The organism is Alcanivorax sp. (assembly GCF_014762765.1).
GTDB lineage: Bacteria > Pseudomonadota > Gammaproteobacteria > Pseudomonadales > Alcanivoracaceae > Alcanivorax.
This window is the reverse complement of sequence record NZ_JABURH010000157.1, coordinates 3,328-27,921: the sequence shown is the minus strand read 5'-3', so window position 1 is coordinate 27,921 and position 24,594 is coordinate 3,328. Positions and strand designations below refer to the sequence as shown.

The window sequence follows — 24,594 nt, the reverse complement described above, 5'->3', positions numbered from 1 at the left end:
CGCCGCGGCAGACTCATGGGCATGCCCAGCGGAAACTGGTGAGAAGGCGTCACATAAACCAGCCGGGCATCATGCGGAATCCGATCCACGCAGATGCCTTGCTCGTCCACCGGCACCGAGACCAGCCGGGCGCCGGCGGCCTCGAACACCGAACGGGCCGGGGGATAACCCGGCTCTTCCAGGGCCACCACCTCACCGGGGGCAAGCCGCACGCGGGCCAGCAGGTCCAGCCCCTGCTGGGCACCCTGGGTAATCAGTAACTGTTCACTGTCACAGGGCAGGCCACGACTGAATCCCAGGTAATCCGCCAACCCGCGACGCAGACGCGGATCGCCCTGCGGATCACCGTAGAGACGGGATTCCCCCTGTTCATCGCGCATGGCCTGCTGCATGCAACGGCGCCAGGCCTGCCAGGGCAGTTGCGACCGCTCGGTAACGCCGCCGGCAAAGTTGTAACGCCGGGCCAGCATATCACCCCATAGCGGCCGCATTGGCCAGTGCGCACCGGGCTTCACTCCCACCGGCGTCACCGCACCTTCCCGCTCCGGCGGCAACCGCTCCACGAAGGTGCCACTCCCCGGTCTCGACACCAGAAATCCTTCCGCGACCAGCCGTTCATAGGCTTCCACCACCAGTTGCCGGGAAAGCCCCAGTTCACCTGCCAGGGTACGGCTGGGTGGCAGACGCTCACCCCGCTGCAGGCGCCCGTCCAGCAGGGCATTGCGCAAATCCCGGTATAACCGGCTTCGCAGGGGGCCTTCACCATTCAGGGGAAGATGAAGCTGCAAATTGGTCTCCTCGAATCTTTTAAATTGGCTCTTTTTTCTAAACCGCCTGACGCTAGATTGAAAGCCTGATTTCCAGCAGACAGAGAGGAAACCATCCCGATGAAAGCCCGCTTCAATTACTACACCGCCTCACCGGACACCATGAAAGCCATGTTCAACAGCCAGGCCGTGATCGAGGCCACCGGGCTGGAAGCCCGGCTGATCAACCTGGTGGAGCTGCGTGCTTCACAGATCAATGGCTGTGCCTTTTGCATGCACATGCACTCAGCTCAAGCCCGCAAGAATGGCGTCAGCAATGAGCACCTGGATACCCTGGCCGGCTGGCGGGATACCGACTGGTTCAGCGAGCGAGAACAGGCCGCCCTGGGCTGGACAGAATACCTGACCCGGTTGAGCCAGGGCGGCGACGGCGAGGCCGCCTATGAAGCCATGGCCCGACACTTCACCGAAAAGGAACGCACCGACCTGACCTATGTGATTGGCACCATCAACATGTGGAACCGTTTCAGCGTGGGCTTCCAGACCCACCCGGAATAACCGGAGACGTTATTACCCACTACGCCATGCCCAGCACCTTGTCTTTGAGCACCGGTATGACCCAGTTGATAAAGGCCTCCAGACGCCGGGTCATATGCTCACGGTGAGGGTACAGCAAGGTGATGGGCATGGGGGGCGGCACGATATCCGGTAATACGCTGACCAGGCGGCCAGAGTCCAGATGATGGCGCACGTCATAGTGGGGCACCTGTATCATCCCCAGCCCTGCCAGGGCACAGGCGATCAGTGCTTCTGCGGTATTCACCGTGACACGGGACGGTAGCGGCACACTCTCCAGCCGGTCGCCCTGCCGGTATTCCCAGCTTTCCACTCTGCCAGTCATGGACGACGCAAACGCCACGATGCGATGGGATGACAGGTCCTTTACCGTGTCGGGCCGGCCATAACGGGCCAGATAGGCCGGGCTGGCGCAATTGCACAGCGGCAAGCTTCCCAGCGGCCGGGCGATCAGGTTGCTGTCGGTCAGCTCCCCCACCCGAATCACGCAATCCACGCCTTCACTCACCAGATCCACAGCCCGGTCGGTGACACCCATCTGGATATCGATATCCGGGTAACGATCCAGGAAAGCCGGCAACGCCGGCGCCAGCACGCGCCGCCCCAGACGCCCTGGCACATTGATGCGCAGCTTGCCTTGGGGGCGGCGATCATTGGCCACAAATGCCCCCTGCAACTGTTCATAATCCTGCAACAGTGTCACGCCCTTCTGATAGAGAAAATGGCCCTCCTCGGTAACCTTGATGGCCCGGGTGGTGCGATTCAGAAGACGCGCACCCATTTCGGCCTCCAGCTCCTTGATGGCTGTGGACACGGTGGAACGGGGAATTTCCAGGTTCTCCGCCGCTCGGGTAAAGCTCAGGCAATCCACCACCCGGACAAAGATATGCATTCTTTCGAGACGGTCCATGCTTCTCCATTGTTCGTGATTTTCGACAAGTGCTGTCAGTTTACTCCGGTTTATGGCCACGCCAAGCCCGCCGACAATGACAGCTCACCGAATATCACAACACGCAGGAGCAAGACTGATGACGGACTACGGATTCAAGGACAAGGTGGTACTGATTGCCGGCGGCGCCAAGAACCTGGGCGGCCTGTTGAGCCGGGAAGTCGGCCGCGAAGGCGCCAAAGTGGTGGTGCATTACAACAGCGATGCCAGCCGCGCCGATGCGGAAGACACGGTCAAGGCGGTGAAAGACCTGGGTGGCGAGGCCTACATGACCCAGGGCGATCTGACCCGTCCGGCCAACGTGGAAGCACTGTTTCTGGAAGCCAAGGACAAGTTCGGCGGCATCGATGTGGCCATCAATACCGTGGGCAAGGTGTTGCGCAAACCGATCGTGGAAACCAGTGAAGAAGAATACGACTCCATGTTCGACATCAATGCCAAGTCCGCCTATTTCTTCATCAAGGAAGCGGGCAAACACCTGAACGATAATGGCAAGATCGTCACTGTACTCACCTCTCTGCTCGCCGCCTTTACCGATGGCTACTCCACCTATGCCGGCGGCAAATCACCGGTAGAGCACTTCACCCGTGCCGCCGCCAAGGAATTCGGCGGGCGTGGTATCTCGGTCTCCGCGGTGGCCCCCGGCCCCATGGACACCCCCTTCTTTTACGGCCAGGAAACCCCGGAACGGGTGGCCTACCACAAGTCACAGGCCATGAACGGGGACCTGACCAAAATCGAGGACATCGCACCCATCATCAAATTCCTGGCCACGGAAGGTTGGTGGATCACCGGCCAGACAATTTTCCCCAATGGCGGCTACACTACCCGCTAGTGCCAGCGACACACTCAAGGCGGGCACATAACGTTCCTGCCGCTCTTTTGACTGGGAGCCGCCCATGCATACGCTGACTGTCATTCTCGGAGGGCTGTTGTTGTTCGCCGTACTGGCGCTGACCGCCCGCCTGATCCCCTGGTTGCAACACCACCTGCTCGCCGTCTTCGCCCTGCTCTGGTTTATCGCTTCGGCCATCAATATGACCGTCGGCATTGTCCACGCCGGGTATTCCTTTATGGCTGAGTTGCCGATTTTCTTTGTGGTCTTTCTGCTGCCTGTTGCGCTGGCCTGGATGGTGAGCCATAAACGCCAGCGCCAGTGACGATGTTTCACCCTTCACGCCGAGCGTGGCATGCTCAAGCCAGTCCGAACAAGGGAGTCCGTCATGCGATCACTGATCACCGTTACCCTCACCGCTCTGAGCCTGAGTGCCTGTGCCGACAACGCCGCCACCCTGTCCCCGCAAAGCAATGACAGCGTTACCACCACAACACTCACCGATGGCCTGCACCACCCCTGGTCATTGGCGTTTGTTTCAGACAAAGAATGGCTGATCACGGAACGGCGCGGCACCCTGCGCCGGCTGGTGGACGGCACCCTGCAGGACGATCCGGTCAGCGGGGTACCGCAAGTGGTCGCCAAAGGCCAGGGCGGGCTGTTCGATGTGATGCCGCATCCGGATTTTGCCGACAACCAACGCCTGTACCTGAGTTATGCCAAACCCTGCGGTGACGATGGCGGCACCACAGCGGTGGGCTATGGCACTTACCGGGAGGGTACCCTCAAAGACTTCCGCGATATCTACGTGGCCGAAAAAGCCTGCACCAATACCGCCAAACATTTTGGCGGGCGCATCCTGTTTGATAACGACGGCTACCTGTTTGTCACCGTGGGCGACCGGGGGGAACGGGACCGGGCCCAGGACACCACGGACCCGGCCGGCAGCGTACTGCGTCTGCACGACGATGGCCGCATCCCCGATGACAACCCGTTGGCCGCCCAGCCTGGCAAGGCTGCCGCCATCTGGAGCTGGGGCCACCGTAATCCCCAGGGGCTGGCCCTGCATCCGCAGAGTGGCAAGCCCTGGCTCAACGAGCACGGCCCCCGCGGCGGCGACGAAATCAACGCGGTGGCAGCGGGCGTCAACTACGGCTGGCCGGAAATCACCTATGGCCGGGAGTATTACGGGCCCAGCATCGGTGACACCCGACAGGATGGCCTGGCTCAGCCCCTGCTGCACTGGACCCCGTCCATCGCCCCCTCCGGCATGGCCTTCGTGACCGGCGATCGCTACCCGGACTGGCAGGGTGACACCGTGCATGGCGCCCTGAAGCTGACCCACCTGAACAAGGTGGCCTTCGACGGCCGCAAGCCGGTCTCGGAAGTTCGCCTGCTGGAAGACGCCGGCAACCGGATCCGCGATGTACGGCAGGGGCCCGACGGCTACCTGTATCTCCTCACCGACAGCAACAATGGTGCCCTGCTGCGCCTGGAGCCCTGACCGGTTGCGCCCCGGCATCGCCGGGGCGCGACAGTCGCGTCTTACACTCAGATACAAAACCCGTGATTTGTCTCACCAAGTTGTACTCCTGTACCAACAGACCCGCTATCCACCCCCTCCTATCCTGATAAGCGAAAAGATGTATAACAAATCAGGATAAAACCATGCTCGCTTTCACTTCACGCCCGGCCTTGGGCCTGCTGGCAATATTATTGTGCGCCTCTCTGCAACTCACCGGCTGTGGCGGCGGCGGGGGTAACAGCGCCTCACCCGGCACCCCCGCCACCCCAGCCAATGACGACACCCCCACTGGCAACACCGGCAGTGACGAGGACAGTAATGACGATGATGCCGGCACGCCCGTCAATCTGCGTTGGGGCGAAGCCTACCAGCGCGCTCAGGAATACCCGAACACCGTCAACCTTCCCCAGCAGCTGATCACCATGCGTGACGGCATTCGCCTGGCGGCCACGGTGACCCTGCCGGCAGATGCCAGCGGCAACGCCATCGACGGCCCCTTCCCGGTGATCGCCACTTTCACCGGCTATAACCAGTTCCTGTCCAGCAGCCTGATTGCCGACCTGGACCTGGTGAAACACGGCTATGCCTATATCAATGTGGATATGCGCGGCACCGGCGCCTCGGAGGGCAGCTGGCAGGCTTTCAGCCAGGTAGACCAGGACGATATGGCCGAGCTGGTGACCTACATCAAGTCTCAGCCCTGGAGTAACGGCCGGATCGGCATGAATGGCCCCTCCTACATGGGCATCACCGGTCTGCTCACCGGCGCCCAGGAAGACCCGGCCGTGCAGGCGATTTTTGCCGTGGTGCCCATGGGCGATGCCTACCGGGACATCGTGTTCTCCGGGGGCCAGGTCAACGCCGGCTTTATTCCCCTGTGGATGGCGCTGGTCACCGGGCTGGGCGTTATCCCCACCTCCGTGGGCTTCGAGAATGGCGATCCTGCCTACAGCCTCACCACCCTGCTTCAGCACCTGGAAGGTGCCCTGGTGGATTTCCAGGTGCCGGTGATTGCCGGAGCCCTGATTGGTGATGAGAACCGCTTCGACACCGAGTTCTGGCGTATCCGCTCCCCCCTGGAGCAAATCGACAAGATCAGTGCGCCCACCTTTGTGGTCGGCGGGCTAAACGATATTTTCCAGCGCGGCGAGCCGCTGATTTATGAAGGGCTCAAGGATCACACCACCGCCAAACTGCTGATCGGTCCCTGGCAACACCTGGACGGCTCATCCGGTGCCGGCCTGCCCGCGGAAGGTGTGCCGGACCTGGACAGCCTGCGCCTGGCCTGGTTTGACCATTACCTGAAAGATATCGACACCGGCGCCCCGTCCTACCCGCCGGTCACCCAGTACTACACCGGTGCCGAACGCTATGTCACCGCCGCCGACTGGCCACACCCCCAGGCCAAAGCGGAAACCTTCTACCTGCACGGCCAGTTCGGTCTGCCGTTGTTTGGCAAGATCAGCGGGGACGCTCCCACCAGCAACAAACAGACCAGCCTGCTGCAAACGCCGGTGAACGGTCTCTGCTCCGCCAGTGCCAGCCAGTGGACCGCCGGCATTCTGGGCATGATCCTGCCGCCCTGTGCCGCCCAGGACAATGTGGTCAATCTGCTGGAAGCGGTCTACACCAGCGAGCCGCTGGAAGCAGACATGGCTATCAATGGGCCCATCACCGGACAGATCTGGGCCTCCACCACCGCCCTGGATACCAACGTCACCGTGCGCGTCAGTGTGGTCGACAGCAACGGCATTGCCCGGCCATTGACCCACGGCATCCAGATGGCGTCCATGAGTGCGTTTGATGCCAGTCAATCCCGCTTTATGAACGGCAAACTGGTTCAACCCTGGCACCCGTTCAGTGCGGAGTCCAAGCGCACCATCACACCGCTGGAACCCTTCCGGGCGGACGTGGAGGTGTTCCCCACCAGTGCCGTGATCAAAGCCGGTGAAAGGCTGCGCATCAGTGTGGGCGCCAGCGATCTGCCTCATGGCTTGAGCCCGGTCCGTGATCTGCTCACCAGCCTGCTGGGCGCCCTGACCCTCTACAGCACCCCGGCCATGCCGTCGCGGGTGAATATTCCGCTGGTGCCGGTCAGCGCTCTCTGAGCGCCCCCTCCTGCCGTCGCCGCCACGACGGCAGGAGCAGCCTCGCATCACAAATGCTGGAGAATATTCAGCAGGCGGCCAAAGGGATCGCGCACGTAAAACCGTCGCACTCCCCAGGGCTCACTCACCGGGCCATATTCCACCGCCACTCCGGCCTGGTGGATTCTTTCCAGCGCCGCATCCAGGTCGTCCACCTCGATGGACAGGTCCGGTACCGCGGTACCCGAACCACCTTCTGAGCCCACACTCACCTGAACCCTCATGGTTTCCGCCGACCCATAGGTACGAAACCAGCCATGATCCATGATCCGCTCCAGCCCCAGGATGTCACCATAGAAAGCCTCTGCCTGTTGCGGATCCGGGGTGGCCAGGTTGGCCATGATACGTTTCACTTTCATGCTTTCTCCTTGCTTGCTTTCAGGAGAGCGTCAAACACGCCCAGCCCACCTCATCGGCCACCCTAGGACATTTTTTTCCGTGCTAAAATGAACTCTCTTCAACTTCGACAATCCCATTCCCCCTTGCCACCCCTAACGCAACCCGCAGCCCTGTGCAGGAGCGCCTATGCCCACTGACTCCGGTCGTCTGCTTCGCCTTTCCCTGGCCCTCGCCCTGGGTGGCTTTGGCATCGGCAGCGGCGAGTTCGTCATCATGGGACTAATGCAACGGGTGGCCACCGACCTGCAGGTGCCGGTGCCGGATGTGGGCTATGCCATCAGCAGCTATGCACTGGGAGTGGTAGTGGGCGCGCCGCTGATTTCCTCCCTGGCAGCCCGGGTGCCACGGCGGGGGCTGCTGATCATGCTGATGCTGGTCTTTGCCATGGGCAACATGGCCAGCGCCCTGGCCACAGACTTCTGGACCTTCGTGGGCCTGCGCTTTCTGGCCGGGCTGCCCCATGGCGCCTACTTCGGCGTGGCCGCTCTGGTGGCGGCATCGGCGGTGCCTTATCACATGCGTGCCCGGGCAGTGGCCCGGGTGATGAGCGGGCTGACCATTGCCATCCTGGTGGGCGCGCCGCTGGCCACCTGGGCCGGCAACCTGTTCGGCTGGGAGGTCGCCTTTATCGGCGTCGGCGTGATCGCCCTGTGCACCGCCCTGCTGATACGCCTGTGGGTGCCTGCTCAAGCTCCGGACCCGAATGCCAGCCCCCGCCGGGAACTGTCGGCACTGATCAAACAGCGGGTGTTATTCACGCTGGGCGTGGCCAGCATCGGTTTTGGCGGAATGTTTGCGGTATTCAGTTATGTGATGCCCACTCTCACCGAACAGGCCGGCATGGCAGAACGCTGGGGCCCCATGGTGCTGATGGTCTTCGGTATCGGCACCATCATCGGTAATTTTGCCGGCGCCCGTGCCGCCGACGGCAATCTGTTGCGGGCCATTCCGTTGATTCTGATCTGGTGTGCGCTGATCCAGGCAGGCTTCTATTTTGCCGCTAACTGGACGGTGGCGGGCATCGTTTTCGTAGGGCTGGTGGGCACCAGCATGGCGCTGGGCCCGGCCCTGCAGACTCGCCTGATGGACGTGGCCGAAGATGCCCAGACCATGGCCGCCTCCATGAACCATGCCGCCTTCAACCTGGCCAATGCGCTGGGCGCCTGGCTGGCGGGCATCACTGTCAAACAGGGTCTGGCCTGGTCCAGCACCGGCCTGGTGGGCGCGGCACTGGCTATCGGCGGGTTACTGATCTTCCTGTCCGGGCGGGCGCTGGAAAGGCGCAACAACATTCCCGGAGACACTTGCCTGAAAAATCAGTAACGACGATGGAAGCCCAGATTAAACGCTGTCAGATCAAAGCCGTCGTCATCATCAAGCATCACCCACTCCCCATGGAGGGAGACATCCGGCGATACATTAAAGGCAACTCCCCCGCCATAGGAGGGATCACTGGCTGTCACTGTTTCTGAATCAGAAATATTACGGAAGAAGTTTACTTCCGTTTTTCGTTTTGCCGTGGCCGAAGAATGGCCAACAAGAAGATAAGGACGAACAGGCAGCGAGTCATCCAGACCTACCTTGAGATAGGCCGCCAACAACGTCACCGGCTGGATGGTATATTCCACGCCATTGACTGTTTTTTCATCCTCACTAAGACGAAACCCCAGACGCCCCTCAATCGCCACATACGGATTAAAGCGACGCCCCAGGTTGAACTGAACGGCGGTAGGCTCAAAATCCCCTAAATCGCTTTCCTGGGTCAACTTGCTGTACTGAAACCCGAAATAGTTCTTCTTCTCCAAATCAGAATCAGCAAACGACGTTACCGAACTCGCTAACAACATAGCGCCTAAAACTACCCTCATGAAATTACCCCGCTTATGAATAGCGCTTTAGCGTATTTATTTGACAGCTATTCAGCAAGTGTTACGCAAACAGCCAACCACAAAAAAAGGCCGCACAAAGGTGCGGCCCAACGACCTGTTTCTGCTGCTGCAGCGACAGGCTATCGGCATTCACAACACGGGTTTTCCCGGTCAGGAATCAGCGATCCGGTAGTAGAAAACAGTGTCAGCGTCGGCAAAACACTGGTGCGAAGGATAAGTCATGAGGAGCTCTCCCAAGTCCATTTGGCAATGGTTTTCGGGGCTTTTTTGTTATTTCCCGAAAGCATCTTTGTTTCATTATTTCTGCCGTTTTCTGTTTTAGCAGTGATACCAGCGACGTGATCAACAGAATGCGCCGGCCGGCAAAAACAGACTTTGCGCCAGCGCACATTCCCGACCCGAAAATGTGGTTTTTTGTTATCAACCCGTTCCTTAACGTACACCCGCTGAAAGCGATTCCGGCTGTACGAACTTGCCGGTAACCGGAAAACGCACTTCCACCAACAACCCCCCGTGCTCATGGTTCGCCAGGTGGATTTCGCCGTGATGCATGTCGACAATACGCTTTACGATAGCCAGCCCCAGGCCGCTGCCGCTAAGAGTGCGCGCCTTCTCGCCCCGGGAGAAAGGCTGCAGCAGCAGGGGTATATCCTCTTCGCGAACGCCCTTGCCGTGATCCCGCACGGTCAGCCGCACCACGTTGTCGGTGACGGCGGTGCGCACCTCTACAGGGGCCGCGCCATACTTGAGCGCGTTGCCGATCAAGTTGGCCAGCATCCGTTTCACGGTCAGTCGCTTGAGCATCAGGCGCGGCAAATCCTGCAGCTCAAAGCGGATCTGTTCGGTGGGGTACTTGCCAGCCACTTCCTGTATCAGCTCATTGAGATTTTCCAGGTCCGGCTGCTCATCCGCACCATCACGGATAAAGGAAATGAACTGGTCGAGGATGGCGTCCATATCCTCGATGTCTTCGATAATGCCGTGGGCCAACTCATCGTCATGCATGAATTCCGCTGACAAGCGCAATCGGGTCAGCGGTGTACGCAGGTCGTGGGACACCCCCGCCAGCAACAGCGCCCGGTCCCGTTGAGCTTGCTGCAGGTCGCTGGTCATGCGGTTGAAGGCCGCATTCACCGCCTGGATTTCCTCTGGCCCGATGCTGGTATCCAGCACCGGCACCGCTTCGCCCCGGCCCACTTTCAATGCTACACGGGCCAGCCGCCGTAACGGCAGATTAAGCCCCCGGGCAATCAGCAGACCACCGATGATGGCAAGCAACGGCACGGTCACACCCCAGCCCAGCAGCAGGTAACGGTCGTAGTCACGGAAGAATTCCATGGGCACCCGCAGCCACTGCCCCTGAAACGACGGAGCACTGACCCACAGCACCGGCTGGCGACTGTCCTCCAGCCTTACCGTGACCGGCTCGCGCAGACGCTCCTGCAGCTCTTCCCGAAATCGGCTGACCACCGGCTGAGACAACAGCACGGTACCCTGATGCAGGTTGTCAGGAGTGGCCACCTCAATACTGGTGGCTCCGGCCAGCCGCTGGGCGAGCCGAGCGTCTTCATCACCGGAAGAGGAAAACGCCAGCTCCGCCTGCAGCACTGTCAGACGGGCATACTCGCGAATACCGGGCAGGTAGGCGTTACGGGCAAAGAACCACAGGGTCAGTGCCTGGCTGATACCGATGACCAACCCGACCACGATGGCGGAGCGGACAAAGGCGGTGCGGGGGTAAAACTTCACTGGCGACATTCCATGACTGTGTGAGCAGAGAATAACAGGTCGGACGTCGGAGGTCGGACGTCAAAGCCCAAACCATGAATATCCGCAAGCGCACGAATAATGCAGCCGGGATTCAGCCCGGAGCGTCCGGAATCAGACATCCTCAGACATCAACCCGCTCTCAATCGGGCACAAACACATACCCCACACCCCACACGGTCTGGATATAGCGGGGTTTGGAGGGATCGTCTTCCAGCAGGCGACGCAGGCGCGATACCTGCACGTCGATGGAGCGCTCCATGGCAGACCATTCGCGACCCCGGGCCAGGCTCATCAGCTTGTCACGGGTGAGCGGCTCGCGGGGGTTTTGCACCAGGGCCTTGAGCACGGCAAATTCGCCGGTAGTCAGGTTCTGCGGATCACCATCACGGAACAGGGTGCGGTTACCCAGATCCAGTTCCCAGGGACCAAAGCTCACCTCCCCCTCTTCCTTGCTGGGCGCACCGGGTAGCTCACGTACATGGCGACGCAGCACCGCACGGATGCGGGCATCCAGCTCGCGGGGGTTGAACGGCTTGGGCAGATAATCATCGGCCCCGGCATCCAACCCTTCAATGCGCTCCGCGTCATCCCCCTTGGCGGTAAGCATGATGATCGGCATCCGGTTTTCCGCCTCCCGCAAACGCCGGCAGATGGACAGGCCGTCTTCACCCGGCAGCATCAGGTCCAGCACCATCAGCGAATAGATCTCCCGGGACAGGGCCCGGTCCATCTGCTCCGCATCACCCACCGCCTTGACGGCATAGCCCGCCTCTTCGAGAAAACGCTGCAGCAGACTGCGCAGACGGGCGTCATCGTCGACGACGAGAATCTTGTCCTGTTGTTCTGTCACGGTGCCTCCACTTATCGCAGACTCTGATGTACGCGTTGTGGACCGAACGTGCAAGAAAATGGCCTGAAGAGATTGTATAAAAACATTGCAGTCTGCGAAGCTGATTCACTTGGGAGCCTCTGAATAACTCCTTAAGTAGGCACCAGAAAGAGAAATCGCTACAGTACGCGTCAAATAAGAATGGCTATCAACAAAGGATTCCTCCCTTGCGAGACCGTTTGAAACAGCTCCCACCTGTGGCCCTGGTCATCCTGGGTACCATTCTGGCTATTGTCTTGCTGGCAGTGTTCAAGCCCTCCGCCCCGACCCGCGATGTCAGTGAACGCCATGACCGGGTTCGCTTTGTGCTGGCCGATCCCGGTTCGCATTCACCGCAAATCCAGTTGTTCGGCCGTGTGCAGTCGCCCCGAGCCGCCAATCTCACCGCCGTGGTCACCGCCAATGTGGCAAGCATCCCGGTCCGAGCCGGCAGCAAGGTCAGCGCCGGCCAGTTACTGATCCAGCTGGACGATACGGAAGCCGCTCTGGCTCGGGATCAGGCAAAGGCCGCCCGTGACGAAGCCGCCGCCCAATTGCAGACCACCCGCCTGCGCTACCAGAGCGACAAGAAAAACCTGGTTCTGGAAAAGAAACTGGCGCGACTCTCCGAGGACAATCTGCAACGGCTGCAATCCCTGCGAGAGAAGAATCTGGTCTCCCAGACCCAGCTGGATCAAGCAGAAGAAGCCAAGGCCCGCGCTGAACTGTCATTGAGCCAGCGACAGCTCAGCGTCAGCGATTTCGAGAACGAACTGGCCCGCATGGAGGCTCGCCTGGCCAGTGCCGAAGCCCGGCTTCAGCAGGCCGAACTGGATCTGACCCGCACCCGGGTAGAAGCGCCGTTCGATGGCACCGTGACACATATCCCGGTGGCACCGGGGGAACGGGTGCGCCCCGGCGAACCCTTGCTCAGTCTGTTTGCGGACGCCGAGCTGGAAGTGCGCGCACAGATTCCCGAACGGTATCTGGCCGCCGTGCGCGACGGTCTGGACCAGGGTGAACTGGCCGCCAGCACCGAACTGGAAGGCCGTACCCTGGCGCTGAATCTCAAGCGTCTGGCCGGGGATGCCAGCGATGCCCGTGGCGGCATCGACGGTCTGTTCGAGTTTGTCGATGGCGTGCCCGCCGCTGCCCTGGGCCGACCGCTGACCATTACCCTGACCCTGCCGGCCCGGGATAACCTGATTGCCCTGCCGGCCACCGCCCTGCACGGCCTCAATCGCCTCTATGTCATTGATGACGACAACCGCCTGCGGCGCGTCCAGGCCGATATCGTCGGCGAAGCCATGGATAGGGAAAACGCGCAGCTGCTTCTCCATGCGCCCACCCTTGAAGGGGGCGAACGGATCATGACCACCCAGCTGCCCCAGGCCATTGTCGGCCTGCCGGTGGACCCGCAACCGGTGCCGGGCAGCAACGCCGATGGCGGGGAAGGTGATGTGACAGAGCCGCCCGCAACCCCTGCCACCGTCAGTGGCGACGACAACCACAACGAGGGCCGTCAGGGTGAGTGAATCGCGGGGCCTGATCGCCAGCTTTACCGAGCACAAGGTCGCATCGAATCTGTTGATGCTGTTGATGGTGATGCTCGGGTTTCTCGGCCTCAACCGGCTCAATACCCAGCTGTTTCCGAATTTTGATTTCGACTACATCACCGTCACCATCCCCTGGCGAGGCGCCAGCCCGGAGGATGTACAGCGCTCCATTACCATCCCCGTGGAGCAGGCCATCAAGACCTTGCCCAACACCAAGAAACTGATCGCCCGCTCCCAGCAGGGCGCCTCGGCTATCTTTATCGAGCTGGAAGACGGCACCGACCTGGGCCTGGCCCTGGACGAAGTGCGCCAGCGCATCGACTCCATCCGCAACCTGCCCCAGGACGCGGAGCGACCGGTAATCCAGAAGATCACCAACTACTCCCTGGTCACCTCCATCATGGTGTCCACGGAAAACGGCTCCCTGGAAGAACTGCGCCCGCTGGTGCGCAACATGGAAGACGAGATCCTCGCCCTGGGTGCCGGCAAGGTGGACTTCCTGGGTCTGCCGGAAGAGGAAATGGCCATCCAGGTGCCCGCCGCGGCCCTCCATGATCTGCGCATGAGTCTGGGCGAAATCAGCAACCGGGTGCGCAGTTTCAGCCAGGACATACCCGCCGGCACTGCGGGCCGGGATGACGCTGCCAAACAGCTGCGCGCCCTGGGCCAGCGACGTGACGAACGGGCCTTCGCCGACCTGCCCCTGATTACCACCGCCGACGGCCAGCAGCTGAGTCTGGGCGACGTGGCCACCATCGAGCGACGCCCCCGGGATGACCAGCCTACCCTCACCTATCAGGGCAACCCGGCCATCGAACTGCAGGTGATGCGCGGCGAAGACGGGGACATGCTGGAGCTGGCCGACAAGGTTCGCAGCTGGGGCGCGGAGTACCGCACCACCCTCCCGGAAGGCGTACAGATGACCTTCTATTTCGAGGCCTGGAAGCTGGTACAGGAGCGCATTTCCACCCTGCTGTGGAACGGCATCAGCGGTCTGCTGCTGGTGATCGCCACCCTCTATTTCTTCCTCAATGCCCGGGTGGCCTGGTGGGTCACCGTGGGCATCCCGGTGTCCTTCATGGCCACCCTGGGCCTGGTCTGGCTGTTCGGCGGCACCATCAACATGATCAGTCTGTTCGGCCTGATTCTGGCTCTGGGGATCATCGTCGACGATGCCATTGTGGTGGGCGAGGACACGCTGACCCACTTGCAGCAGGGGGAATCCGCCCAGCGTGCCGCCCTGGGGGGCGCACGCCGGATGTTCTGGCCGGTGGTGGCCTCCAGTACCACCACCATTGCCGCCTTCCTGCCCCTGGGCATGATGAGCGGCGCCATGGGCAAGATCGCCTTCGACATTCCCTTCGTGATGATCTGTGTGATCCTGGCCTCCCTGCTGGAATGCTTTCTGGTATTGCCCGGCCATTTGCATCACAGCTTCCGGGGTATCCAGGTCAAAGCCTCCGGGGTGCGGGAACGTATCGACGCCGGCTTCCACCGGTTCCGTGAGGAGCGCTTCCGGCCGCTGGTAGCCTGGGCCATTCGTCATCGGCATCTGGTCAGCGTCTCCGCCATAGCGGCTTTCATCCTGGCGCTGAGCCTGATCGCCACCGGCTGGCTCAAGTTCACCTTCTTCCCACCGGTGGATGGTGATCAGCTGCGGGCCGTGGTGGAGTTTTCCTCCGGCACCGACCGGCGCCAGGTGGATCGCTTCCTGTCCCATCTGGAAGACGCACTTAACGAGACCAATGAGGAACTGGGGGGACATCTGGTCAAGACTGTCATCAGTCACCATGGCGCCGCCGCCGGCTTCCCCAACCCCGGCGGGCGCATGGAAAAATACGGCGATGAATACGGCACCCTGGTGGTGGAAGTCTATGTGGGCTCGGACAGACAGATCAGCAATGACGAACTGATCCAGAACTGGCGAGAGAAACTGACCCTGCCTGCCGGTCTGGACCAGCTCACCATTTCCCAGCCGGAAGCGGGCCCGCCCGGCAAGCCCATCGAGGTGAAGCTCACCGGCAGTGATGCGCCGACCCTGAAACAGGCATCCCTGGCCCTGCAGGAACGGCTCAACGATTTTGCCGGGGTCAGCAACGTGGACGACGACCTGCCCTACGGCAAGGAACAGCTGACCTTTGAATTGACCGCCCGGGGCCGCGCTCTGGGGCTGACTCTCAACGAGGTGGCCAGCCAGTTACGCGCCGCCTTCGACGGCAACCTGGCCCAGCTCTATAACGAGGAAGACGAGGAAATCGAAGTGCGGGTGATGCTGCCGGACAGTGAACGTCGTCAGTTCACCGCCCTGGAGCGTCTGCCCATCATCACCGCCCAGGGTGAGGCCATCGCCCTGCGGGACGTGGTGAACTTTGATGCCCGCAAGGGCGTGGACTTACTGCGCCGCGTCAACGGCGAACTGGCCGTCACCGTCTACGCGGACCTGGACCCGGAGCAGGGCAACGCCAACGAGATTATTGCCAGCCTCAACGACAGCACCCTGCCCGACCTGAAAGCCAAATATGGCATTGGCGTCGGCTATGAGGGCAAGCTGCAGGAACAGGCTGACAACATGAAGGACATGGCCACCGGCGCCCTGCTGGGGCTGGCGATCATCTATGTGGTACTGGCCTGGGTGTTCAGCTCCTACTCCTGGCCCCTGGCGATCATGACCGCCATTTTCTTTGGCCTCACCGGCGCGGTGATCGGGCACATCTTCACGGCACCGTTCGGCATCAAGTTTTCCATGTTCTCGGCCATGGGGCTGTTCGGCCTGTCCGGCATCATCGTCAACGATTCCATCGTGCTGGTGAGCTTCTACCAGCAACTGGTGGCCGAAGGCATGGAACGGTTCCAGGCCATCGTGGAGGCCTGTGTACGACGTCTGCGGGCGGTGCTGCTGACTTCCATCACCACCATTGCCGGCCTCACTCCGATCCTGTTCGAAAGCTCCCTGCAGGCACAGTTTCTCAAACCCATGGCGGTGAGCATTGTCTTCGGGCTGCTGTTCGGCACCGTACTGATCTTGCTGGTGGTGCCGGCCATGCTGATGCTGATCGAGGAACAGCGTGACCGCTTCCAGGGCCTGGGCCCCCATCTGGCACCGGCCAACTGGGGCGAACTGGCCCGCCGTGCCTGGCGTTTTGATCCTGTCCACTACCGCCAGCAGCCCGGCCCCCAGGGGCTCGGCGGCCACCTGTGGTGGGTGATGATTCTCGGCCCCTGGCTGTTACTGGTAATACTGGGCAAACTACCGCTACTGCTGCAGGCACTGAAAGCCGATGCCGGGCCGTTGCTGGTGGCCCCGACCGGGCTGCTTTGGCTGGTCATGACGGGCCTTGGAGCCGCCTTCCTGTGGCACCTGTTCCGACGCCGCCAGCAGGCGGGCAGGCTGGCCGTATACTGGCTGCTGGTGACAGGTTTCGGCAGTCTTCTGATAGCGGCACTGGCGCCGCTGGCAGGCCTTCAGGGGGAATTGCTGGCCGGTGCTTTCTGGTCGCAGGCACGCTGGAGCCTTGTTACAGCACTTATCGTGTTGCCATTGCTATTTTGGAGCCGGCGCAGCGCCCAGACGCTGACAAGCTGAACCGGGCTGACTCATTACGGCATCACAGTGCCATAATTCGACAGCTTACCTTTTGAACAGTGACTGGTATTATTCGCGTCTGACAGAAACCAGACAAAAACAAAGTATCGCCGAAGCACCGCAGTATCGGCGCGAGGAGAGCAACATGGCCAAAATTCTTGTGGTGGATGACTCGCCGACTCAACTGACCAATCTGGTCAAGATCGTCCAGGGCGAAGGCCACGAGGTCATCACCGCGACCAATGGTATGGAAGGGATCGAAAAGGCCCGTGAGGAAAAACCTGACCTGATCCTCATGGACGTGGTGATGCCGGAACTGAATGGCTTCCAGGCCACCCGCAAAATTACCCGTGACCCGGCCACCGAACAGATTCCGGTGATCCTGGTCACCACCAAGGATCAGGAGACCGACAAGGTCTGGGGCCAGCGCCAGGGGGCGGCCGGCTACATCATCAAGCCGCCCAAGGAAGCCGAGCTGATTGCCAAGATCAACGAAGTGCTGGGCTAGTCCAGCCCCGCAACATAGCCGCTTCGACAAGTCAATCTGTTAACGACCGGGATCATTGCCTATGATTTCGGTCGTTTTGTTTTACGCCTGCACGCAATACGTCTGCAGGCCGCACGCAGCCAGGAAATGTCATGCGCAGTATTGAACAGATTATCGCCGAGGAAATCGGCTGTCAGGAACGCCAGGTCCACGCTGCCGTAGGCCTGCTCGACGACGGTGCCACCGTCCCCTTTATCGCCCGTTACCGCAAAGAGGTAACCGACGGTCTGGACGACACCCAGCTGCGTAACCTGGAAGAACGGCTGCGCTACCTGCGCGAGATGGAAGAGCGCCGCGAGGCCATCCTGAAAAGCATCGCCGAACAGGACAAACTGACCCCGGAACTGGAAAAGGCCATCAAGGCCGCCGATACCAAAACCCGGCTGGAAGATCTCTACCTGCCCTACAAGCCCAAGCGCCGCACCCGCGCCCAGATCGCCCGGGAAGCCGGCCTGGAACCGCTGGCCGACGGTCTGCTGGACGACCCGACCCAGAACCCGGAAGAACTGGCCGCCGGCTACCTGAACGAAGAACACAAGATTGCCAGCGCCAAGGATGCCCTGGACGGTGCCAAACAGATCCTGATGGAGCGCTTCGCCGAGAACGCCGATCTGCTCACCCGCCTGCGCACCTTCCTCTGGGACAAGGCCCATATCCAGTCAAAAGTGGCGGACGGCAAGGAAAAGGAAGGCGCCAAGTTCAGCGACTACTTCGACCACAGCGAAACCATCAAGGGCATCCCCAGCCACCGGGCCCTGGCTCTGTTCCGCGGCCGCAACGAAGGCATCCTGCATGTCTCCATGGTGCTGCCGGAAGAGCTGGAAAATGCCCAGCCGCACCCCTGCGAAGCCATGGTCACCGCCGAAACCGGCTGGCAGCATCAGGGCCGCGCCGCCGATGACTGGCTCAAGGAAGTGATGCGCTGGACCTGGAAGATCAAGCTCAACACCCACCTGGAAACCGAACTGCTGGGCCGGGTGCGCGAACTGGGCGAGGAAGAAGCCATTCAGGTGTTTGCCCGCAACCTGAAGAGTCTGCTGATGGCCTCCCCGGCAGGCCCCAAGTGCACCATGGGCCTGGACCCGGGCCTGCGCACCGGGGTGAAAGTGGTGGTGGTGGATGCCACCGGCAAGCTGCTGGAACACACCACCATCTTCCCGCACCAGCCCAAGAACCAGTGGGACCAGTCCCTCTCTGCCCTGGCCGCCCTGTGCCTGAAGCACAAGGTAGAACTGATCGCCATCGGTAACGGCACCGCCAGCCGCGAGACCGACAAGCTGGCCGGCGAAGTGGTCAAGGCCAGCAAGGGCAACATCCAGAAGATCATGGTGTCCGAAGCCGGCGCCTCGGTGTACTCCGCCTCGGAAACCGCCGCCCGGGAATTCCCCGATCTGGACGTGTCCTTCCGTGGCGCCGTGTCCATCGCCCGCCGCCTGCAGGACCCGCTGGCCGAGCTGGTGAAGATCGATCCGAAAGCCATCGGCGTGGGCCAGTACCAGCATGACGTGAGCCAGCTGAAGTTGTCTCGCTCGCTGGATGCGGTGGTGGAAGACTGTGTGAACTCTGTGGGGGTGGACGTGAATACCGCCAGCGCCCCACTGCTGGCACGCATCGCCGGCCTCAACAGCACCATCGCCGGCAACATCGTTACCTACCGGGAAAGCCACGGCGCCTTTGCCAGCCGTGCCGACCTGAAGCTGGTACCGCGCCTGGGCGACAAGACCTTCGAACAGGCCGCCGGTTTCCTGCGCATCATGGACGCCGCCAATCCGCTGGACAGTTCCTCCGTCCACCCGGAAGCCTACCCGCTGGTGGAAAAGATCGCCGAGAAACACGGCCGCCCGCTCAAGGAGCTGATCGGTGACGTGCCCTTCCTGAAGAAGGTCAACGCCGCCGACTTTACCGACGACACGTTCGGTCTGCCTACGGTCACCGATATTCTCAGCGAACTGGAAAAACCCGGCCGTGACCCGCGCCCGGAGTTCAAGGCCGCCGTCTTCAAGGAAGGGGTGGAAACCCTCAAGGACCTGAAGCCCTCCATGATTCTGGAAGGCACGGTGACCAACGTGACCAACTTCGGCGCCTTCGTGGATATCGGCGTTCACCAGGATGGTCTGGTACATGTGTCCGCGCTGGCAGACAAGTTCGTGGAAGACCCCCACGATGTGGTCAAACCTGGCGATATCGTCAAGGTGAAAGTGCTGGAAGTGGACCTGGACCGCAAACGCATCAGCCTGACCATGCGCATGGAAGACAAGCCCGCCGAGAAAGCGGACGGGCAACGCCCTGCCAGCGCCCGCAAGGGCAATGGCGGTGGCCAGCGTCAGGGCGGCAACAAGCGTGGTGGCGGCCAGCCCCAAAGCAGCGGCGGCACCTTTGCGGACCTGTTCGCCAAGGCCAAGGACGAGCAGAAGAAAGGCAAGAAGCGCCTGTGACCCGGTGACTTCTCTCTGTCATTCTACTGCCCCATGATTGTCGGATTTCCGTCACACCCGTCGCCGGGCCCGCCCGGCGATTCGACAGGGCCAAACCATGAAACTTGAACAGCGTATTCACGCCCTGCTGGACTCAGACGCCGCTGCCACCCTGGCGGGTATCCGCCGCGGCATCGAAAAAGAAAGCCTGCGCATTACCACCGATGGCACCCTGGCGCAGACGCCGCACCCGGCAGCACTGGGCTCCGCCCTGACACACCCCTATATCACCACGGACTATTCCGAAGCCCTGCTGGAATTCATCACCCCGCCCAGCACCGAGCTGCACAAGCCGCTGGAATTTCTCGAGCAGCTGCACCGCTACGTGTACAGCCATATCGGTGACGAGGTGCTGTGGGTCAACTCCATGCCGTGCATGATCAGCAACGATGCTGACGTGCCGGTGGCACAGTACGGCAGCTCCAATGTGGGTCGCATGAAGAGCGTCTACCGGGAAGGGCTGGGTCACCGCTATGGCCGCAAGATGCAGACCATTGCCGGCATCCATTACAACTTTTCCTACCCGGAAGAGTTCTGGAAACTGAACCAGGTGCTAGAGGGAGAAAGTGGCCCCCTGCAGGATTACATCTCCAAACGCTACTTCGATCTGACCCGCAACTTCCAGCGTTATTCCTGGCTGCTGGTATACCTGTTCGGCGCCTCACCAGCCCTGTGTAAATCTTTCCTGGCGGGCCGCGAGCACCAGCTGGATACCTTTGACCACACCCTGTTCAAACCCAACGCCACCAGCCTGCGGATGAGCGATCTGGGCTACCAGAACAATGCCCAGTCATCCCTGGCAATCAGCTACAACAATCTGGATGAGTACGTGGCCACCCTGACCCACGCCATCAAGACGCCGGAACCGGCCTACGAAAAGATCGGTGTGAAGGTGGGCGACGACTATCGTCAACTCAACGCCAACATTCTGCAGATCGAGAACGAGTACTACTCGTCGATCCGCCCCAAGCGCACCATCAACAAGGGCGAACGCCCCACCACCGCCCTGCAGAAGCGCGGCGTGGAATATATCGAGATCCGCGCCCTGGACCTGAACCCGTTCGAACCGGTGGGCATCAACCAGCAGGAAATCCGCTTCCTGGATCTGTTTGCCACCTACTGCCTGCTGCGCGAATCCCCGCAACTGGAAAAGTGCGACCTGCATGCCAGCAAGGAAAACCTGCGCAAGGTGGTCTACGAGGGGCGCAACACGGCTACCGAGCTGTGTAACTGGGGCAAGGCCGTATCACTGAAAGACTGGGCGACAGAAAAACTGCAGCAGATGCAGCCCATTGCCGAACTGTTCGATCGCACCCACGGCGGCACCAACTACAGCGACGCCCTGGCCCGCCAACAGGAGAAAGTGGACAATCCGGACACCACCCCTTCTGCACGGATTCTCGACAAACTGGAAAGCCGCCAGCAAAGTTTCTTCCAGTTCGCCATGAACCAGGCTCTGGCCCATCGGGACCACTTCCTCTCTCGCCAGCGCTGTGATGACACCAACCAGCGTCTGGAACAACTGGCCGCTCACAGCCTTACCGAGCAGCGCCACTGGGAGGAAGCGGAAACCCAGAGCTTCGAGGATTACCTGGCGGATTACTTCCGCGACTGAAGCCCCGACCAACCACGGGAGTGACTCTAGACAGCAAAAGGCATTTTCACCACAGAGGGCACAGAGCACACTGAGAAAGACCTTAGCTCTGCGCTCTCGGTGTGCTCTGTGGTGGAACGGGTTGTTTTTATACCCCGGGGCGGTTGTCACAAGGCCGCTGTGCGCCGCGTCTCAACACCACCGTTCCGTCCGGTTTTTGTGCAATTTCACAACAAAAAGACGTACTTCTTCCCTGTTCAGTCTGTATTGCGGTGGTAGTCTCGGACAAACCGGCAAGGGAGCGTCGCGATGCCAGATCGTGATCAGTGCGAAAAAGCCTACAATCAAGGATGTATGTGGGGCATGGGTGGAGGCGACAACAATCGCTGTCCTTATTCCGCCGATGATGCCCTGGCTGAGTGGTGGTTTCAGGGGTGGGAAGCGGGCATCCAGGCCTGGCATGATCGCAACCTGCAGGAGCAGGATGCCAGGCAGGCCTGACACCATTCGGACAGCAGCCCCACCCTCTACTTCCACCCTGTGGGAGCGGTCGTTCGACCGCGAATGCCCTGCCCCATAAAGATCGCGGTGGAACGACCACTCCTACGGTTCAATCCTACCCTTGCCGCCAACCCCGCTTTTGCCTACCCTTCGCCGGTCCCCCGACGAAAAGAGTGGCCCATGTCGTCCCTGATTCCCGCACCCCGTCAGCTTAACCTGCTTGCTCTGCTGGCCTGTATTGCCGCCATGGGCGGTGCCCTTTACCTGCAACATGTGGACGGCCTGGAACCCTGCCCGTTGTGCATTTTTCAACGCATCGGCGTGATAGCAGCCGCCCTGATTCTGCTAATTGCCACCCTGCATGGGCCGCAGCGTACCGGCGTACGTATTTACGGCGCACTCACCGGACTGGCCGCGATTGCCGGCGGCGCCGTCTCCATCCGTCATATCTGGCTGCAGAACCTGCCGCCGGATCAGGTGCCCGCCTGCGGCCCCGGCCTCAACTACATGCTGGATGTATTCCCCCTGCAAAGCGTCATCCAGGAAGTTCTGGCCGGCTCCGGAGAATGCGCAGAAATGGACTGGTCCTTCCTGGGTCTGAGCCTGCCAGCCTGGTCACTGGTGGTTTTTACCGGCCTGCTGCTGGTGGCGCTGGTGCAACTGTTCCGCCCGCTCCCCAAACGCTGATCACACCATGATCGACGGCCTGCTGATTCTGCTGTTTTTCCAGTTTCTTGGTGAGGTACTGATCCGCCTCACCGGCATCCCGTTGCCCGCTTCCGTGGTCGGCATGGTGCTGTTGTTACTGGCTCTGTTGCTCAATGCCCCCTTCAGCCAGCGTGTGGCCCCTGCCGCCGGCGCCCTGATCAAGCACATCAGCCTGCTGATCTTCCCCCTGGGGGTGGGCATCGTGCTGCAGTGGCATCGCTATGAAGACTATGCGCTGGCGCTGGGCGTCGCTGTAGTACTGGGCACCCTGCTCAGCCTGGTGCTGGTGACGCTGATGCTGAAGAAACTGCTGGGCGGCAAGCATGGCGAATCCGCGGGGGGCAGCCATGATCGATAAACTCGACAACCTGGCCGGCCTGGTGCACACCCCGTTGTTCGGTATCCTGCTAACCTTGGCGAGCTACCGTTTTGCCCTGTGGGTGTATGGCCGCAGTAACAGCCTGCCCCTGTTCCACCCCTTTCTGGTGGCCTCGATTCCAGTGATTATCGTGCTGCCACTGGTCGGCGTGGACTACGAGGAATACCGCGACCAGACCACCCTGATTTCCTTTCTGCTGGGCCCGGCAACGGTAGCACTGGCCTGGCCCCTCTATCGGCAGCTGCACACGGTACGCAGCGTGCTAACGCCGATCCTGATTGCCACCGTGCTGGGCGCCTTTATCTCTGCCGCCATTGCCGTGGGGCTCGCCTGGTGGCTGGGCGCTCCCGCCGAAGTTGTGGGCTCACTGGCACCCAAATCCATCACCACCCCGATTGCCGTAGAGGTAGTGCAATCCACCGGCGGCTATGTGTCCCTGGCCGCCGGTGCGGTGGCCATCACCGGCATCGTCGGCGCGCTGGCCGCCGGCCCCATCTTCCGTCTGCTCAAAGTCACCGATCACCGCATCAAGGGCTTTGCCCTGGGTCTGGTGGCCCACGCCATCGGCACCGCCCGAGCCTTCGAATACGGCGAAAAGGCCGGCGCTTTTGCCGGTCTGGCATTGGGTCTCTGCGGGCTGGTCACGGCAATGGCCCTGCCCTGGCTATGGCCCTGGGTGGCCCAGTATCTCTGACTTGCCTGGCAGCACTCGACTGGCAACCGTTCTAAAAGACCTGTTATTAGAAGAAATTTGTCTTTAGCGACAAGTGGCTGAGATAGCGTGGGTTTTCCTTCTGACCCGGCTTCAGGCCGGTTTTGTCCCATTGCCAGCACACTCCCGCCGGTTCTAGGCTCGATAGCCCAACAAGACAATAGTCAACGGGCACTCCAAGGAGGAACCATGGCAAGCTCCCATTCCGCAGCACTGGCCCAGTGGCAGCGTATTGAAGCGCTGGTGCAAGCCTGGCTGGATGAGCGTCAGCAACTGATTGTGCTGCTGTGTACCCTGCAGGGCCTGAAAGGCCTGTCCGATCACCGTCAGCCATTGCAGAAGCAGGTACAACATTTCTGCCAGCTGCTGATGGACTACATCAGTGCCGGCTACTTCGAGGTGTACCGGGAACTGGTCAACGAGGCCCGTCATTTCCACCGCGACAACCCCTCCCTCACCCGGAAAATTCTCCAGCAACTGGACAACTCCACCGACGAAGCCCTGGCCTTCAACGAGGATTTCCAACGCCCGGAACAATGGCTGGTGCAACGGGATCAGCTACCGGAACGGATTACCCTGCTGATGCAGACGCTGGAGGAACGGTTTGCCCTGGAAGACCAGTTGATTCTCAGCATCCACCAGCAGGAACCACCACGGCAGCAGGCGACGCATTAAAAGCAGCGGCAAGCTACAAGCTTCAAGCTGCAACACGAAGAAATGCATGGCGCACAACAGCGCCCGCCGTGCTCCGCGCTTCAAGGTTAATTGTAGGAGCGCCGCTTGAGGCGCGAATGGAGTTGGCAGCTAACTATGCA

The 24,594-nt window shown here is 61.0% G+C and carries 23 protein-coding genes; 17 read left to right on the top strand and 6 right to left on the bottom strand.

The window, feature by feature from the left end; genetic code table 11:
• A partial coding sequence (locus HUJ17_RS11575) for a PLP-dependent aminotransferase family protein (RefSeq protein WP_290510837.1) occupies positions 1-788 on the bottom strand: 788 nt, incomplete at its 3' end.
• Between the two features lie 99 nt (positions 789-887).
• Here HUJ17_RS11575 and HUJ17_RS11570 point away from each other — a divergent pair.
• Positions 888-1,325, top strand: coding sequence for a carboxymuconolactone decarboxylase family protein (locus HUJ17_RS11570; RefSeq protein ID WP_290510836.1), 438 nt, complete (start codon positions 888-890; stop codon positions 1,323-1,325).
• 19 nt (positions 1,326-1,344) lie between these two features.
• Here the strand turns inward: HUJ17_RS11570 and HUJ17_RS11565 are convergent, their stop codons facing one another.
• On the bottom strand, positions 1,345-2,253 hold the full coding sequence (locus HUJ17_RS11565; protein WP_290510835.1) for a LysR family transcriptional regulator: 909 nt from the start codon (positions 2,251-2,253) through the stop codon (positions 1,345-1,347).
• A 118-nt stretch (positions 2,254-2,371) separates the two neighbouring features.
• Between HUJ17_RS11565 and HUJ17_RS11560 the strand changes: the two genes are divergently transcribed.
• From HUJ17_RS11560 to HUJ17_RS11545, 4 genes are all read left to right on the top strand, one after another.
• Positions 2,372-3,127, top strand: a complete 756-nt coding sequence (locus HUJ17_RS11560) for an SDR family oxidoreductase (protein ID WP_290510834.1) — start codon at positions 2,372-2,374, stop codon at positions 3,125-3,127.
• A gap of 64 nt (positions 3,128-3,191) precedes the next feature.
• A complete protein-coding gene (locus tag HUJ17_RS11555) occupies positions 3,192-3,452 on the top strand; it encodes a hypothetical protein (protein WP_062815410.1) in 261 nt (86 codons plus the stop codon).
• A gap of 63 nt (positions 3,453-3,515) precedes the next feature.
• Positions 3,516-4,631 (top strand): PQQ-dependent sugar dehydrogenase, encoded by a 1,116-nt coding sequence (locus tag HUJ17_RS11550; RefSeq protein ID WP_290510833.1) that lies wholly within the window; start codon positions 3,516-3,518, stop codon positions 4,629-4,631.
• Between the two features lie 164 nt (positions 4,632-4,795).
• Positions 4,796-6,760, top strand: coding sequence for a CocE/NonD family hydrolase (locus HUJ17_RS11545; RefSeq protein ID WP_290510832.1), 1,965 nt, complete (start codon positions 4,796-4,798; stop codon positions 6,758-6,760).
• Between the two features lie 47 nt (positions 6,761-6,807).
• Here HUJ17_RS11545 and HUJ17_RS11540 read toward each other — a convergent pair whose 3' ends face one another.
• Positions 6,808-7,158, bottom strand: a complete 351-nt coding sequence (locus HUJ17_RS11540) for a VOC family protein (protein ID WP_290510831.1) — start codon at positions 7,156-7,158, stop codon at positions 6,808-6,810.
• 166 nt (positions 7,159-7,324) lie between these two features.
• Here HUJ17_RS11540 and HUJ17_RS11535 point away from each other — a divergent pair, with 166 nt between their 5' ends.
• Complete coding sequence (locus HUJ17_RS11535) at positions 7,325-8,521, top strand: MFS transporter (protein WP_063525848.1); 1,197 nt, start codon at positions 7,325-7,327, stop codon at positions 8,519-8,521.
• Here HUJ17_RS11535 and HUJ17_RS11530 read toward each other — a convergent pair.
• Complete coding sequence (locus HUJ17_RS11530; RefSeq protein WP_290510830.1) at positions 8,515-9,066, bottom strand: porin family protein; 552 nt, start codon at positions 9,064-9,066, stop codon at positions 8,515-8,517. The two genes, HUJ17_RS11535 and HUJ17_RS11530, sit on opposite strands and share 7 nt — an antisense overlap.
• A 15-nt stretch (positions 9,067-9,081) precedes the next feature.
• Here HUJ17_RS11530 and HUJ17_RS11525 point away from each other — a divergent pair, with 15 nt between their 5' ends.
• On the top strand, positions 9,082-9,429 hold the full coding sequence (locus HUJ17_RS11525; RefSeq protein WP_290510829.1) for a hypothetical protein: 348 nt from the start codon (positions 9,082-9,084) through the stop codon (positions 9,427-9,429).
• 90 nt (positions 9,430-9,519) lie between these two features.
• On the opposite strand, the gene HUJ17_RS11520 is transcribed toward HUJ17_RS11525, so the two are convergent.
• Positions 9,520-10,845 (bottom strand): ATP-binding protein, encoded by a 1,326-nt coding sequence (locus HUJ17_RS11520; protein WP_290510828.1) that lies wholly within the window; start codon positions 10,843-10,845, stop codon positions 9,520-9,522.
• A 151-nt stretch (positions 10,846-10,996) separates the two neighbouring features.
• Positions 10,997-11,707 carry a two-component system response regulator OmpR gene (ompR, locus tag HUJ17_RS11515; RefSeq protein WP_290510827.1) on the bottom strand — a complete coding sequence of 237 codons (711 nt, stop codon included), beginning with the start codon at positions 11,705-11,707 and terminating at the stop codon, positions 10,997-10,999.
• A 206-nt stretch (positions 11,708-11,913) separates the two neighbouring features.
• Between ompR and HUJ17_RS11510 the strand changes: the two genes are divergently transcribed.
• The 10 genes from HUJ17_RS11510 to rsd all read left to right on the top strand — a co-directional run bounded on the left by HUJ17_RS11510 (position 11,914) and on the right by rsd (position 24,454).
• Positions 11,914-13,260 carry an HlyD family efflux transporter periplasmic adaptor subunit gene (locus HUJ17_RS11510; protein ID WP_290510826.1) on the top strand — a complete coding sequence of 449 codons (1,347 nt, stop codon included), beginning with the start codon at positions 11,914-11,916 and terminating at the stop codon, positions 13,258-13,260.
• On the top strand, positions 13,253-16,864 hold the full coding sequence (locus HUJ17_RS11505; RefSeq protein ID WP_290510825.1) for an efflux RND transporter permease subunit: 3,612 nt from the start codon (positions 13,253-13,255) through the stop codon (positions 16,862-16,864). Before HUJ17_RS11510 ends, HUJ17_RS11505 begins: the two co-directional genes overlap by 8 nt.
• A gap of 145 nt (positions 16,865-17,009) precedes the next feature.
• Entirely contained in the window at positions 17,010-17,372 is a 363-nt protein-coding gene (locus tag HUJ17_RS11500; RefSeq protein WP_035246181.1) for a response regulator, read from the top strand.
• 131 nt (positions 17,373-17,503) lie between these two features.
• Positions 17,504-19,846 carry a Tex family protein gene (locus tag HUJ17_RS11495; protein WP_290510824.1) on the top strand — a complete coding sequence of 781 codons (2,343 nt, stop codon included), beginning with the start codon at positions 17,504-17,506 and terminating at the stop codon, positions 19,844-19,846.
• 97 nt (positions 19,847-19,943) lie between these two features.
• Positions 19,944-21,500 (top strand): glutamate--cysteine ligase, encoded by a 1,557-nt coding sequence (gshA, locus tag HUJ17_RS11490; protein WP_290510823.1) that lies wholly within the window; start codon positions 19,944-19,946, stop codon positions 21,498-21,500.
• A gap of 288 nt (positions 21,501-21,788) precedes the next feature.
• Positions 21,789-21,980, top strand: a complete 192-nt coding sequence (locus HUJ17_RS11485; RefSeq protein WP_035246175.1) for a ribosome modulation factor — start codon at positions 21,789-21,791, stop codon at positions 21,978-21,980.
• A 180-nt stretch (positions 21,981-22,160) separates the two neighbouring features.
• Entirely contained in the window at positions 22,161-22,667 is a 507-nt protein-coding gene (locus HUJ17_RS11480) for a disulfide bond formation protein B (RefSeq protein WP_290510822.1), read from the top strand.
• 7 nt (positions 22,668-22,674) lie between these two features.
• Positions 22,675-23,046, top strand: a complete 372-nt coding sequence (locus tag HUJ17_RS11475) for a CidA/LrgA family protein (protein WP_290510821.1) — start codon at positions 22,675-22,677, stop codon at positions 23,044-23,046.
• Positions 23,036-23,761 carry an LrgB family protein gene (locus HUJ17_RS11470; RefSeq protein WP_290510820.1) on the top strand — a complete coding sequence of 242 codons (726 nt, stop codon included), beginning with the start codon at positions 23,036-23,038 and terminating at the stop codon, positions 23,759-23,761. The genes HUJ17_RS11475 and HUJ17_RS11470 overlap by 11 nt, the downstream gene beginning before the upstream one ends.
• Positions 23,762-23,968: 207 nt before the next feature.
• Positions 23,969-24,454: a sigma D regulator gene (gene rsd / locus HUJ17_RS11465; protein WP_290510819.1), complete on the top strand. Its 486-nt coding sequence runs from the start codon at positions 23,969-23,971 to the stop codon at positions 24,452-24,454.
• The last annotated feature ends 140 nt before the right edge of the window (positions 24,455-24,594 follow it).